A 13,316-nucleotide genomic window follows, 5' to 3' on the forward strand; every position below is an offset into this window, starting at 1 on the left:
TTGGTAGATGCCGACCTTGGTCGGCGCTCTTGATGCGTGTCGACCAAGGTCGACACCTACTGGGTGGCGCGTGATCCGGTAGCGCCGGGCCATGCCCGGCGAGCGCAGCGGCGCGTCACCCCACCGGCAACCACAGCGTCGCGCGCAACCCCGGTTGCGCATTCTCCAACGTCAACCGTCCGCCATAACTGGCAGCGATATCACCCACGATGGCCAGCCCCAGGCCGCTGCTGCTTTCGCGCTCATCCAACCGCACGCCGCGCTGGGTAACCTGCGCCAGCGCCTCGGCTGCCAGACCCGGGCCGTCATCGCGCACGTCGATGCGCAACTGCCCTTCGTCCGCACGCGCCGTCACTGTCACGTCCCGCTGTGCCCACTTGCCGGCGTTGTCGAGCAGGTTGCCAAGCATCTCTTCCAGGTCGGCGCTGGCACCGGCGAACTGCAGGTCGTCGGCAATACCCTCGGCCTGGAACTGCAGTGCACGCTCGCCATGCACCCGTGCCATCAACCTGCACATCGCCTGCGCCACCGCTGCCACCGGCGTGCGCTCGCGATGATCGGCGGTCAACCCGGCGGCAAGATAGCGGTCGACACTGGCCTGCATGCGCGCGCCCTGCTCGCGCAGCGTTGCGCGCCACTCGCGGCCTTCGCCATCGGCTTCGGCGGCAAGCACGCTCAGCGGTGTTTTCAGCGCATGCGCCAAGTCCTGTGCACTGGTACGCGCGCGCGCCACCATCCGTTGCTGGTGGTCCAGCAGCGCGTTGAGCTCGTCACCCAGCGGCGCGATTTCAGCGCCCAGTCCCGCCGTATCGATGCGCTGTGCATCGCCGCGGCGCACACGCTCCAACTGCGTACCGAGACGTTGCAGCGGGCGCAGGCCGAAATGCACCTGGCTGGCCAGTACCGCCAGCCAAGCAGCGACCAGTACCGCCAGCGCCATCGCGCTGCGTTGGCGGAACGCGGCGACGTCGGCGTCCAGTGCGCTGCGGTCGGTGGCGACCACGGCAACATAGGGTTGGTTCGCGCGTGGCAGGCGCACCTGCTGCACGCGCGCGCGCAGCGACTGCTGCAGCGGGCCTGGCAGATTGCGTTCGGCCGGGCCCGCAACCGATGCGGCCAGTGTTTCATCCCACAGCGATCGCGACTGCAGCAGCACCTTGCCGCTGCCATCGGCGATCTGCCAGTACGCGCCGGAGAACACGCGCTGGAATCGCGCGTCGTTGGGCTCCTGGCGCAACTGCAGTTGGCCGTCGGCATCAATCTCGGCCTGCGCCAGCAGGGTCAGCATGTCCTGCTGCAGTTCGTTGTCCAGGCGGTCGCGCGCGCTGCGCTTGAACAGTTCGCCCAGCAGCGCACTGGCCAGTGCCGAGACCAGCAGCAGGCCGATGCCACCGGCCAGCAGCAGCCGGCGTCGCAGTGACGGTTGCCGGCTCACGGCGCGGCCAACCGCCAGCCCTGGCCGCGTACGGTCTGGATCAGGTCGGCGCCGAGCTTGCGGCGCACGCGCCCCAGCAGCACGTCCAGCGCATTCGAATCGGGGTCATGACCGCCATCGAACACGTGTTCACCCAAGCGGTCACGGCCGATCACCTGGCCGCTGTGGTGGATGAAGTAGCTGAGCAGGCGGAACTCCTGCGGGCTCAGTGCCAGTGCCTGGCCATCCAGGTCGAAGCGCCCGGCATTGACGTCCAGCTGCAGCGGGCCGCACTGCAGGCGCGGGCTGGCGTGGCCATGGCTGCGACGGATCAGCGCGCGCAGGCGCAGCACCAGTTCGTCGGCCTGGAAGGGTTTGGTCAGGTAGTCGTCGGCGCCGGCATCGAAGCCGGCCAGCTTGTCGTGCCAGCGTCCGCGTGCGGTCAGCACCAGCACCGGGAAGTCGCGGCCATTGCCGCGCCAGCGCTCGATCACGCTCAGGCCATCCAGCCCGGGCAAGCCCAGATCGACGATGGCGGCCTGCAGGTCTTCCACCTGGCCGATCTCCTCGGCCTGGCGACCATCGGCAACCACGTCGACCACGTAACCGGCCTGCTCCAGCAGCGGCTGCAGGCGCTCGGCCAATGCAGCATCGTCTTCGGCCAACAGGATGCGCATCAGTCGTCCAGCTCCGTCTTCAGCAGCCTGCCGTTGCGCGCATCATAGTCCAGCTCCACCACCACGCCGTCGGCGCGCAGGATCTCCACTTCGTAAACGCCATCGTCCAGCTCCACTTCCAGCAGCTGGCCGGGGTGGCGCTTGAGTGCATCGCGCACCACGCTTTCCAGCGGCACGTAGCGGCCCTGTTGCACGGCCCGGCGCGCGACCTGCTGCGCCGGGTCCTGGGCAGGGCCGGTGGCGGTCGGGGCGCTGGCCAGCGCCAGCAGCAAGGGCAGGGAAGACAGGATCGGCACGTGGATGATGGGGAATGGGGAACAGGCACCAGTGTGCCGCCGCCGACTAACGGTTGGCTAACAGCGCTGGCTAAGTGGCTGTTAACCGCGCGGCGCATCGTGGCGTTGCCGGGATGGTCCGGCACCAAACAGGAGAACCCCCATGTTGAAGTCGCTCACCCTCGCCACTGTCGTCGCGTTCGCCGTCACTCCCGCCGCCCAGGCCGCACCGCTGGGCATGGCCCAGGTCGAACAGACCCTGCGCAAGGCCGGCTACACCCAGATCCATGAGATCGAGCGCGATGACGGCCTGTGGGAAGCCGACGTCAGCCGCGCCGACGGCCGCTTCAGCGAGGTGTATGTGGACCCGAAGACCGGCGAGATCTTCGACGAGCACGATAGCCGCGCATTGCTGAGTACCGAACAGGTGCTGGCCATGGCGCAGTCGCAGGGACTGCGTGAAATCCATTCGCTGGAACGCGACGGTGCGACGTGGTCGCTGGAAGCCCGCAATGCCCGCAACCAGCGCGTGGAAGTGCGCCTGAGTGGGTATGACGGCCGCATTCTGCACAGCGAGCGCGATGGCTGGCTGGATTGATGCCTGCTGGGGTGGGTGTGTCGACCAAGGTCGACACCTACCGGGTAGAGCCGGCCGCCGGCTGGGTTGAGCTGCGCTTCGGTAGATGCCGACCTTGGTCGGCACAGGGCCGGAAAAGCGTGTCGACCAAGGTCGACCCCCACCGATTGATGGCGGGTAGAGCCGGCCGCTGGCCGGATTGAGCTGCGCTTTGGTAGATGCCGACCTTGGTCGGCACAGGGCCGGAAAAGCGTGTCGACCAAGGTCGACACCTACCGATTGATGGCGGGTAGAGCCGGCCGCTGGCCGGATTGAGCTGCGCTTCGGTAGATGCCGACCTTGGTCGGCACAGGGCCGGAAGAGCGTGTCGACCAAGGTCGACACCTACCGATTGATGGCGGGTAGAGCCGGCCGCTGGCCGGCGGCTGCACGGTGTTTCCGACATCCGGAGGTTGCCGGCCAGCGGCCGGCACTACCAAGCCCTTACCAGCCGTAAGGCGGCGGGTAGTCCCAATAGCCCGGGCCACCACCGTAGTAGCCACCACCACCATACGGCCCAAAGAAGCCCGGGCCCTTGCCTTCGCTCACGTGGATGTTGACGTTGACCCCACGGGTCTTGCCTTCATCGTTGGTGTAGTTCTTGCTGAGGTTGAGCGTGGCGGCGTTGTAGTGGGTGTTGCCGTAATTCTTGGCGTAGCCGATGCCGGTGGTGAAGCTGCCGGACACCTTGACCTTGTCATCCGTCACGTCGGCGATCCTGCCGTCGCCATTCACGCGCGGGCCGGTCTTGTCGCCGTAGAACGTGCCCGGCGGATCCTGCTGCAGGGTCGGATCGTTGAGATAGCGGATCGGCGTCTGCGGCACGGACAGGTCCAGGCCGGAGGCCTGCGGCGCGGTGGCGCCGGCGGCGGACTGCGCCAACGCGGTCCCGGGCAGGGCGGCCAGGCACAGCAGCAGGGTCAGGGGGCGGATCATGACGGCGCTCCAACGGAGAGGGGCCGCGCAGCACGCGGCGGTACAGGCCGACGCTAGCAGGCGTTGCTTGAATGATGCCTGTCGGCGCCCACTTGCGGTAGAGCCAGGCCATGCCTGGCTGCACGCTACAACCGCCCGAACCCGAACAGCGCCGCCAGCGGATGCTTGCGCCGCTCGATCCCGGCCCGCAGCAGTCCGGCGCCGATCATCGAATAGGTGATGCCGTTGCCGCCGTAGGCCATGGCGAACTGCACCCGCGGGCCCCACTGCTTATGCGGCCCGAAGAACGGCAGGCCGTCGGCGGTCTCGGCAAAGGTGCCCGCCCACGAGAACGCCGGCGTCGGCTGCAGGTGCGGGAACCACTGCAGCAGCTGCTTCATCAGTTTGCGGGCCTTGCTTTCCACCCGGCCATCGCGGCGGGCGGGAATATCGATGGCATCGTCCAGCCCGCCCACCAGCAGCCGGCGGTCGCCGGTGGCGCGCAGGTACAGGTAGGGACGCGCGCTCTCCCAGACCATCGTGCGCTGCAGCCAGCCCAGTTCGTCGGCGTTGATCGGGTCGGTGATGAAGGCGTAGCTGCTGCGGTTGCGGGCTACGCGCGGGTCCAGCCATTGCTGGTTGGCATAGCCCATCGCCAACACCACGTGGCGGGCGCGGATCTGCATGCCGGATTCGGTGCGCGCAGTCACGCCGCGCGTGCTGGGGGTGAGGGTATGCAGCACGGTGCGGTCGTGGACCACGCCGCCGCGCTTGCGCACACGCTCGAGCAGGCCATAGGCCAGACGGTACGGATCCACGCGCGCGGCCTGGCGGGTCAGCAACGCGCCGCCGGCATCGACGCTGAAACGTTCCTGCAGCGCATCGCGGTCCAGCCAGCGCGCATCCAGGCCGATGCCACGGCGCGCCTCGCCTTCGGCCATCAGCCGCGGTACGTCACGGCGGCGACTGGCCAGGTACAGGCTGTCCATCTGCTTGAAATCCACGTCCTTCAGGCCGCGTGCCACTTGGCGCAGGGCCGGGATCGCATCCGCGCATGCCTGGTAGGCCAGCGCCGCAGCGTCTTCGCCATACTGCGAAGTCAGCTCCAGCAGATGGGTGTCGATCTCGTACTGCAGCAACGCGGTACTGGCTGCGGTGCTGCCCCAGCCGATGTCGCGCTGCTCGATCACTGCAACGTCGTGCCCATGGGCCGACAGCTCATCGGCGATCAGCGCGCCGGTGATGCCGCCACCGACCACCAGTACATCGCACTGCAGATCCTGTTCCAGCGGCGGAAAGGCCTGGATCAGGCCGTTGCGCACCGCCCACCACGGGTAGCCACTCTTCAGGTCCATGCGCGTTGGTGCTCAGGCAGTGGGGTGGCCGGTATGCGGGGTCTGGATCAGTTCGGACAGATCGAAGCCCTGCAGGCGTGCGGCTGCCAGATAATGTTCCTGCACGGTGGCATCCAGCCGGGGCTCACGCGCCAGCAGCCACAGGTACTTGCGATCGGGGCTGCCGACCAGGGCAACGCTGTAGTCCGGCGCCACCTGCATCACCCAGTAGTCACCCTTGGCGAAGGGCAGCCAGCGCAGGCCCTTGGGCAGGAAGCTGACTTCCAGCCGCGCGCTGTCGTTGTCGATCGCGCACGCCTCACCGGTGGCTTCCTCGACCTCGCCGTCCATGCGGCAGCGGTTGGTGACGCCCACGTTGCCGTTGTCGAGCAGCTGGTAATGGGCCGACACGTCGGTGCAGCCCTCCGGCTCGTGGCGCATCGGCAGGCGGGCGATCTCGTACCAGGTGCCCAGGTAGCGGGGCAGCTTGAGGTCGGTAACGGTCTTCAGGGGCGGCAGGTCGGTCATTGTCAGGCGTGGCAGGAGAGGGCCTCCACGATGACGAGGACACTGCCACGGGCGGGTGAAGCCGGGGCGAGGGCCATGTCCAGAACATTCCGTCGCCCCGGCGGAGCGCGTGCCGTCATCGGCGCAGCGGTATGCTTCCGCCAGCGCCGCGTTTTTCCGATCCAACCGCAGTGGAGGTGCCGATGTACCAGGTGATCCTGTTGAAGAGTGAAACCCAGTTCGCCCGCGAGCAGTGGCCGCAGGTCGACGATCTGGTGGATTTCGAAGGCGTGGCCTACAGCCTGCGCGCCGGGCCGCGCCAGCCGTTGCCGACCGAGCATGCCTGGCACCCGATCGCGGTGTACGCACCGGATGAGATCACCGAGGAAGAATTCCAGGAGTGGTACGCGTTGCAGCAGCCACAGGTGGAAGAGCTGCGGCTGAAGTACTGAGCCGCCGCCACCCACCAGCTCCTGCGCATCCGCCGTTTACAGCACCTGCCGTATAGTCGCGCGCAGGCGCGGTGGTCCGCGTGAACCGGTGTGGCTGGCTTGTCTTCCTTCTTCCGAACGATCCTGGTGCGTGGCCCGTGGTTGGGCCTGCTGTTGTGCTGCACGTTGCTGCTGGCTGTGCCGGCGCTGGCCCAGGATGATGACCCCACACCGAAGCAGCAGCTGGCGCAGATCGACAGCACGCTGAAGGATGTTGCACGCAAGCGCGTTGACGCCGAGGCCACCGAAACGCTGGGCACGCTTTCGGAAACTGCATCACAGGCCAAGCGCGATGCCGAGGCGCTGGAAAAGACCCTGCAGCCGCAGCTGGACCAGCTCAACGAGCAGCTGACGCAGCTGGGCGATGCGCCCAAGGACACCACTGAACCGCCGGAGCTGGCCGCGCAGCGGCGCACGCTGACCCGCCAGCGCGATGCCCTGGTGGCATCGATTGCCCAGGCGAAGTCCAGCGCCGTGCGTGCGCAGCAGCTGAGCGCGGACATCGACAAGCAGCGCAACGCGCAGCGCACCGAGGAACTGGGGCGCAAGGTCGCCTCGCCGCTGTCGCCAACGCTGTGGCGACAGGTGGCCGACCAGTTGCCGAACGACATCGCCCGCGTCACGCCCTTGGCCCAGCAGGGCCATGCTGCGCTGACCACGGCCATCGCCACCCATGGTTGGGGCACGCTGCTGCTGGGGCTGGCGGCGGCACTGGTGATGATGTTCCCGTTGCGCCTGTGGCTGCGCGCGCTGGGGCGCCGCTTTGCCGCGTCCGAGCGTGCCCCCGACGGCCGCCTGCGCCGCTCTGGCCTAGCCATGTGGCTGCTGCTGGTGGGTACCCTGCTGCCCGGCTACGCCGTGGTGGTGCTGGTGGCTGCGCTGGATGCTATCGGCGCGATTCCGCCGCGCCTGCAGAGCGTGGCCGAAGGCGTACAGGCAGCGACGTTCGCTGCGGCCTTCATTTCCGCGCTCAGCGCCTGCCTGCTGGTGCCCAAGCGGCCCTCCTGGCGGCTGCTGAACCTGGATGACACCGCCGCGCTGAAACTGCGCAAGTATGCTTGGGGTGCTGCGGCACTGGCCTGGTTGAGTACGGTGCTGGTGGCACTTGATCGCGCCACGCGCACCAGCGATGTCACCACGGTGGCGCTGGACGGCGTGATCGCACTGACCTACCTGGGCCTGATCATGGCCATGCTGGTGACCCTGGCGCGCCTGCACCGGCGTCAGACCGCCGAGGCCGAGGCGAAGCTGGAAGCACAGGCCGACGGTCTTGGCGCACAGCTGCCGGTACGACGCAGCAGCTGGCTGGTGCTGGCCCGCGTGGCCGGCAACATCGCCGTGGTCGCCGCGATCATCGCCACCCTGCTGGGTTATGTGAACTTCGCCAAGTTCGTGAACCAGCAGCTGATCGGCGGCAGCATCGTGGTGCTGGCGGCAACGCTGCTGTTCAAGTTCGTCGACGATTTCTCCACCTGGCTGCTCAACGCCGACAGCAAGGTTGGCCAGACCATCCTGCTCAGCACCGGCCTGAGCGTGTCGAAGCTGGAACAGGCGGGCGTGCTGCTGTCGGCGATGCTGCGCACCCTGGTGGTGTTGATCGCCCTGCTGGCGCTGGCCGCACCGTTCGGCAACATCGGCACGATCGTTGAACGCATTGCCTCGCTGGCCAATGGCATCGAGATCAACAAGGACCTGACGCTGCAGCCGGGCCGCATCGTCACCGGCGTGCTGGTGCTGCTGGTGGGCATGGGCCTGACCCAACTGCTGCAGCGCTGGTTGACCGATACCTACCTGCCCAAGACCGAACTCGACCTGGGTGCACGAAATTCGATCAGCACCATCGCCGGCTACGTCGGCATCATCCTGGTGGGCCTGTGGGCGCTGACCGCGATGGGCCTGAACCTGAAGAACCTGGCGCTGCTGGTCAGCGCGCTCTCGGTGGGTATCGGCTTCGGCCTGCAGGCGATCATCCAGAACTTCGTCTCCGGCCTGATCCTCCTGACCGAACGGCCGGTGAAGATCGGTGACTGGGTGAAGCTGGGTGACCAGGAAGGTGATATCAAGCGCATCAACGTGCGTTCGACCGAGATCCAGGTGAGCGACAAATCCACCTTGATCGTGCCCAATTCCGAGTTGATCACCAAGACCATCCGCAACATGACGATGGGCAACAACCAGGGCCGCATCCAGATCCAGTTCGCGGTGCCGGCCAGTACCGACGTTGCGAGCCTGCGACAGGCGCTGCTGGATGCCTACGGTGCCCACAACACGGTACTGCAGCAGCCGGCGCCGTCGGTGTACATCGACAGCATCGCTGGCGGCCAGATCACCATCAACAGCTTCGCCTACGTGGCCAGCCCGCGACAGGTGTATGGCACGCGCAGTGATCTGTATTTCAGCCTGTTGCAGATCCTGGCCGAGCGGGACATTCCGTTGTCCACGCCAACAGACATCCACATCACCCGAGATCCGCAGCAGTAAGAGGGTGGGTCGGCAGGGCTGCGCCCTGCACCTGCCGAAGCCGAAGCAACGGCAACAGCAACTGCCGAAGCAAAAGCGGGTTTCCTGTGGGATGGCGGGGGACGCCGCAAGTACGTCCCTGTAGGCTTGGGCGCGCCATCCATGGCGCTTACACCCCCGCAACCGGACCCACCCCGCCTTCGACAGTTTCCCGCGATCTGTCGGAATGGCACGGCGCGCTCTCGGTGGGTGTCGACCGCGCTGCGGTTGGTGGGTGTCGACCTTGGTCGACACGTAGATCCACGCCATGCGTGGATTCTTTTCGTTCAATTGTCGAAATATTCGATTTCGATGGACATTCATCCACGCATGGCGTGGATCTACTGACCACCGGGAAACTGTCGAAGGTGGGGCACTGTGGGTTTGCGGGGTGTGAGCCGCATGGATGCGGCGACCAAGCCTACACGGACGTACTTGCGGCGGCCCCGCAAACCCACAGTGCCCCGCCATCCCACGGGTTGCCCGCTTTTGAAGTTGCCGTTGCCGTTGATTCTGCAGGTGCAGGGCGCAGCCCTGCCGAACCCCCTTTACCCCCGCGGTCGCCCGCGTGAGGGCACCAGTGCGAACGTATCCACTGCCAGCTTCTCGGCGTGGTTCAACCACGCGCGGATTTCCAGATCGTCCACTTCGTGGTCAAGACCGAACGACACATTGATCTTGCCGTCGGCATCGGGCTGCACCCACTGCTGGGCCAGCACTACTTTGCGCTGCGAGGACACCGCTTCGATCCAGAAACCGCGATCCGGACGCGTACTCGCCACCAGCTGCAGCATGTACTGGCCGGCGCGGGTACGGCGGCCCTTCTGGGTGATCATGTGCGCCTGGCGCACGCTGGGGCGGGGGCCCTGGAACGCATCCAGCGGTGCATCCACGTCGATGCCGTTGCGCAGCTGACCATCGCGGTACAGCTTGATGCCGTTGTCGCGGTTCACCAGCAGCGCGCACCAGTCACCGTCGGCCGAGCCATCCTCGAACGCGGTGCAGCGATCAACGTAGGCGAGCGTGTTGTCCGGGGCCGCGTCGTCGAACTGGCGTGAGGTATTTTCCAGGTACACCGATTTCAGGTCCCAGTCCTTGTCGTACTCCAGCAGCACCGGCGGCTGCACGTGCTGCAGGCCGACCACGACCTGGTCATCGCCGTCGATCTTCAACTGCCGCGTCGGTTCGCCCAGCCACAGCGAGCGTGCGAAGGCGAGGTACTGCGGATAGTCGCGGCCGCCATCGCGGCGTGCGGCGGCGCTGGCACTCGGTGCGCGCTTGTCATCCAGCAGCGAACGGCCAAAGCCCATCGTCTGCAGGTTCGGATCGAGCAGGCTGAGCAGGGTGGCACCCGAGTCCAGCGTCGAGCCGTCTTCGGCGGCCAGCTGGCGCGGGGCCACGCCGTCACCGAGGAACAGCAGCAGGTTCTCGCGCTTCTGCTTGGTCAGGATATGGCTGAGGTCATTGGGCATGGCCAGGTGATCTGAAGCGATCACGATCAGCGTGTCCTTGCCATACGGACTGGCCTGGATGCGCTCGACCAGCTGCGAGATCAGGCGGTCGGTGCACTTCAGCGCATTGAGCATGCCGATGTTGCCGTGCTGGCTCTGGTAACGCGTGCCTTTGCAGGCCACCGGCAGATGCCCGGCCGGGTGGTGCGTGTCCATGGTCAGCGTGGTGAGCATGAACGGTGCGTCCTGCCGCGACAGCTGCTCGAAGCGCTGGTAGGCAGTGTCCAACAGCACGTCGTCATGCACGCCCCATGCCGAGTAGTGGATGCGGCCGATCTTCTTCTGCTGCTTGAACCACGCCAGGTCATGCACTTCGTCGAAGCCATGGCTGGCCAGGAACTGTCCCTTGCCGGCGAACTGGCCGTTGGCGCCGCCCAGATAGTGGTTGGTGTAGCCCTGCTGCTTCAGGTAGTCGCCCAGGCACACGGCCTTGGGCAGGAAGCTGCCCATCCGGTCCATGCTGTTCTCATCGCCCTGCGAGGTGGTCAGCGGCACGCCGCACATCGACGACACCAGGCCGGCGATGGTCCAGCCGCCGCCTTCGGCCGAGGCCAGCCCGCGCACATCCAGCGACTTGGCCGCCAAGCGGTTGAGATTGGGCATCAGGCCGGGAAACACGGCCTCATCCAGATAGGTGCGCTCCAGGCTCTCGCCGTAGATCCAGACGATGTTGCGTGGGCGCTGCAGGGCCTGCGTGGGCACCTGGTATTCGGGGGCGATACGGGCGAAATCCACCGGGCGCAGCTGCTGGTACAGGCGTTGGCCATCGCGCGCCAGCGGGCTGATCATGATCGTGGTCACCCACAGCGCGGCGAAACCGGCAAACCACGCACCACCGGCCGTGGGGCGGCGCCAACGCTTCACCCGCGTAGCGAACAGCGGCAGCAGCGATACCGCCGCCAGCACGATGAAGCCGGCGATATACCCCTTGAAGTCGGCGACACCGGCGCCTTCCATGTCCGCGCCCAGGTGGTACAGGGTGGCGGCGTTGAGTCCGTCACCGGACAGCTTGTCGATCAGCCACCAGGCACTGAGCGCCAGCAGCAATAGCGAGAACAAGCCGGCTTTCCACCACACCCACTTTGCGGACGCGAGGAACAACCAGGACAACAACAACAGCGACAGCAGCAGAATCCAGAGCATGGGCAGCTTCGGCAGTGACGGGGTGGCGATGGACGTCGTACCGACGCGTGTCCATCCGACCGGCGCTGCTGCAAGCACATCTGCATGACAGGCCGATGACCCGATAGTGCATGCACGAACCTGACTGAAATGTTTGTTGAAATCGCGCGTGCGATATCACGCTGCGAACGTAAATCGAGCGTGAAAACTCACGCTCGATTGCATTAAAAACCGCATGAATGCGCTGTTTTCGTAGATCCACCACACGCGTGGATACGACAACGCATCAACGCTATCGGTGCCCGCGTTCCTCGCGCGAACGCGCACGCCGATCGAACAGCAATGCGCTGGTCACGATGCCCAGCCCAAGCACCACGCCGATCAACAACAGCACCAGTGCGATGGCGGGATAGCCGAGCACATGCCAGCCGGTATCGATCTTCATCATCATCGCCGCGGCCATGATCAACGCCGCGCTGATGATGCCGGCGGCCACACGGTTGGCGATCTTCTGCAGGTTTTCCATCAACCGCGACTCTTCCAGCCCGGTCACCTTCATCTGCAGGCGGTTCTCGGCCAACAGCGCCATGATGTCCGACAGCTTGCGTGGTCCATCGCGCAGCAGTTGCTGCACCTCTATGGCTTCGCTGGCCAGGTTGGCGGCCGACAGCGATTTCTTCAGGCGCGCGCGCATCACGTGCTGCAGCTGGCGCTCGACGATGCGCCGCGTATCCAGGTCCGGTGCCAGCAGGCGGCATACGGTTTCAAGATTGAGCAGCGCCTTGCCGAGCAGGCTCAGCTCCGGCGGCGTACGCAATCCGGACGAGGTGGCGATGCGCACCATGTCCAGCACCACGCGCCCTTCGGAGAAATTCGCGCTGGCCGCATAGCGCGCGATCAGCTGGCCGGTCTCGCGCAGGTAACGCTCTTCATCGAACGCCTCCAGCCGGGTGCTGATGCTGATCAGGTCGTCGGCCACTTCCTCGCCACGGCCATCGACGGCGGCGAACAGGATCTTCAGCAGTCGCTCGCGCAGGCGCGGTGGCATGTGCGCGACCATGCCCAGATCGAAGATCGCCAGGCGCCCATCGGGCAGTACCCGCAGATTGCCCGGGTGCGGATCGGCGTGGATCTCGCCGTGCACGAAGATCTGGTCCAGATAGCCGCGGATCAGCGCCGCCGCCAGCGGGTCCATCGCCTGTTCGGTACGGCGCACATCGGGAATGGCATCCACGCGTACGCCGCTGGCCAGTTCCATGGTCAGCACGCGATGACTGCAGTAATCCCACAGCGGCTGCGGAATCCACAGGCGCCGGAACGGCTTCAGATGGCGACCGAAGCGCGACAGGTTCTCAGCCTCGGCGTGATAGTCCAGCTCCTGCATCAGGGTCTTGGAGAACTCGTTGAGCCAGTCGCGCAGGCGCACGCGGCGACCGATCTGGGTCAGATGGTCGGCGGCCAGGGCGAAGCTGCGCAGCACTTCCAGGTCCGAACGCAGCTGCGCGGCCACTTCCGGCTTCTGCACTTTCACCGCGACCTCGCGGCCGTCATGCAGCACCGCGCGATGCACCTGGGCGATCGACGCGCAGCCCAGCGGTTGTGGGTCGAATGCGGCGAACAGCTTGTTCACCGGCGCGCCCAGTTCCTGTTCGACGATGGCATGAATGCGTTCCACCGGGATCTCGGCGACCTTCTCCTGCATCCGCTCCAGCGCGGTGGCGAACTCCACCGGCACCATGTCCGGGCGGGTGGACAGCATCTGCCCGAGCTTGACGAAGGTCGGCCCCAGCGCTTCCAGGTCACTGACGAACTGCTCGGGATTGCCGTCGGGGGGCACATCGGCATGGCTGCCGGCAGCGTCCAGGTTCATGCCGGAGAACACGCCGGAATGGCGGTAGCGCATCAACAGGCGCAGGATCTGGCTGCGCCGGTTCATGCCCCGGATGAGCGGGGGA

General features: G+C 66.4%; 11 protein-coding genes. 3 read left to right on the forward strand and 8 right to left on the reverse strand.

Annotated features, from left to right (window positions below):
• Positions 1–115 precede the first annotated feature (115 nt).
• Genes H3005_RS05090 through H3005_RS05100 form a run of 3 tightly spaced genes read right to left on the reverse strand, consistent with a single transcriptional unit; the run spans position 116 to position 2,381 of the window.
• Positions 116–1,435, reverse strand: a complete 1,320-nt coding sequence (locus H3005_RS05090) for a HAMP domain-containing sensor histidine kinase (protein WP_191077691.1) — start codon at positions 1,433–1,435, stop codon at positions 116–118.
• Positions 1,432–2,091: a response regulator transcription factor gene (locus H3005_RS05095; protein ID WP_191077692.1), complete on the reverse strand. Its 660-nt coding sequence runs from the start codon at positions 2,089–2,091 to the stop codon at positions 1,432–1,434. The genes H3005_RS05090 and H3005_RS05095 overlap by 4 nt, the downstream gene beginning before the upstream one ends.
• Positions 2,091–2,381, reverse strand: a complete 291-nt coding sequence (locus H3005_RS05100; RefSeq protein ID WP_191077731.1) for a PepSY domain-containing protein — start codon at positions 2,379–2,381, stop codon at positions 2,091–2,093. Before H3005_RS05100 ends, H3005_RS05095 begins: the two co-directional genes overlap by 1 nt.
• Positions 2,382–2,529: 148 nt before the next feature.
• On the opposite strand from H3005_RS05100, the gene H3005_RS05105 reads away from it, so the two are divergent.
• On the forward strand, positions 2,530–2,964 hold the full coding sequence (locus H3005_RS05105; protein ID WP_191077693.1) for a PepSY domain-containing protein: 435 nt from the start codon (positions 2,530–2,532) through the stop codon (positions 2,962–2,964).
• Positions 2,965–3,426: 462 nt separating this feature from the next.
• Here the strand turns inward: H3005_RS05105 and H3005_RS05110 are convergent, their stop codons facing one another.
• From H3005_RS05110 to H3005_RS05120, 3 genes are all read right to left on the reverse strand, one after another.
• Positions 3,427–3,918: a hypothetical protein gene (locus H3005_RS05110; protein ID WP_099819724.1), complete on the reverse strand. Its 492-nt coding sequence runs from the start codon at positions 3,916–3,918 to the stop codon at positions 3,427–3,429.
• Between the two features lie 125 nt (positions 3,919–4,043).
• Entirely contained in the window at positions 4,044–5,252 is a 1,209-nt protein-coding gene (locus tag H3005_RS05115; protein WP_191077694.1) for an FAD-dependent oxidoreductase, read from the reverse strand.
• A 12-nt stretch (positions 5,253–5,264) separates the two neighbouring features.
• The gene (locus H3005_RS05120; RefSeq protein ID WP_099819722.1) at positions 5,265–5,759 is read right to left on the reverse strand and encodes a lipocalin family protein; all 495 of its coding nucleotides are present in this window, start codon (positions 5,757–5,759) and stop codon (positions 5,265–5,267) included.
• Positions 5,760–5,941: 182 nt separating this feature from the next.
• Between H3005_RS05120 and H3005_RS05125 the strand changes: the two genes are divergently transcribed.
• Both H3005_RS05125 and H3005_RS05130 read left to right on the forward strand, forming a co-directional pair.
• Positions 5,942–6,190 (forward strand): hypothetical protein, encoded by a 249-nt coding sequence (locus tag H3005_RS05125; RefSeq protein WP_191077695.1) that lies wholly within the window; start codon positions 5,942–5,944, stop codon positions 6,188–6,190.
• 90 nt (positions 6,191–6,280) lie between these two features.
• Positions 6,281–8,710 carry a DUF3772 domain-containing protein gene (locus tag H3005_RS05130; RefSeq protein ID WP_191077696.1) on the forward strand — a complete coding sequence of 810 codons (2,430 nt, stop codon included), beginning with the start codon at positions 6,281–6,283 and terminating at the stop codon, positions 8,708–8,710.
• Between the two features lie 566 nt (positions 8,711–9,276).
• Here the strand turns inward: H3005_RS05130 and H3005_RS05135 are convergent.
• Both H3005_RS05135 and H3005_RS05140 read right to left on the reverse strand, forming a co-directional pair.
• A complete protein-coding gene (locus tag H3005_RS05135; protein ID WP_191077697.1) occupies positions 9,277–11,382 on the reverse strand; it encodes a phosphoglycerol transferase I in 2,106 nt (701 codons plus the stop codon).
• Between the two features lie 271 nt (positions 11,383–11,653).
• Positions 11,654–13,297 carry an AarF/UbiB family protein gene (locus H3005_RS05140; protein ID WP_223880075.1) on the reverse strand — a complete coding sequence of 548 codons (1,644 nt, stop codon included), beginning with the start codon at positions 13,295–13,297 and terminating at the stop codon, positions 11,654–11,656.
• Positions 13,298–13,316 lie beyond the last annotated feature (19 nt).

It is taken from the genome of Stenotrophomonas sp. Br8, assembly GCF_014763005.1.
Taxonomy (GTDB): Bacteria; Pseudomonadota; Gammaproteobacteria; order Xanthomonadales; family Xanthomonadaceae; genus Stenotrophomonas; species Stenotrophomonas lactitubi.

What these genes read in the sequence shown, in the direction of transcription:
- H3005_RS05095 (WP_191077692.1), bottom strand. Translation starts at nt 2,091, where the DNA reads ATGCGCATCCTGTTGGCCGAAGACGATGCTGCATTGGCCGAGCGCCTG.
- H3005_RS05105 (WP_191077693.1), top strand. Translation starts at nt 2,530, where the DNA reads ATGTTGAAGTCGCTCACCCTCGCCACTGTCGTCGCGTTCGCCGTCACT.
- H3005_RS05110 (WP_099819724.1), bottom strand. Translation starts at nt 3,918, where the DNA reads ATGATCCGCCCCCTGACCCTGCTGCTGTGCCTGGCCGCCCTGCCCGGG.
- H3005_RS05115 (WP_191077694.1), bottom strand. Translation starts at nt 5,252, where the DNA reads ATGGACCTGAAGAGTGGCTACCCGTGGTGGGCGGTGCGCAACGGCCTG.
- H3005_RS05120 (WP_099819722.1), bottom strand. Translation starts at nt 5,759, where the DNA reads ATGACCGACCTGCCGCCCCTGAAGACCGTTACCGACCTCAAGCTGCCC.
- H3005_RS05125 (WP_191077695.1), top strand. Translation starts at nt 5,942, where the DNA reads ATGTACCAGGTGATCCTGTTGAAGAGTGAAACCCAGTTCGCCCGCGAG.
- H3005_RS05135 (WP_191077697.1), bottom strand. Translation starts at nt 11,382, where the DNA reads ATGCTCTGGATTCTGCTGCTGTCGCTGTTGTTGTTGTCCTGGTTGTTC.
- H3005_RS05140 (WP_223880075.1), bottom strand. Translation starts at nt 13,297, where the DNA reads ATGAACCGGCGCAGCCAGATCCTGCGCCTGTTGATGCGCTACCGCCAT.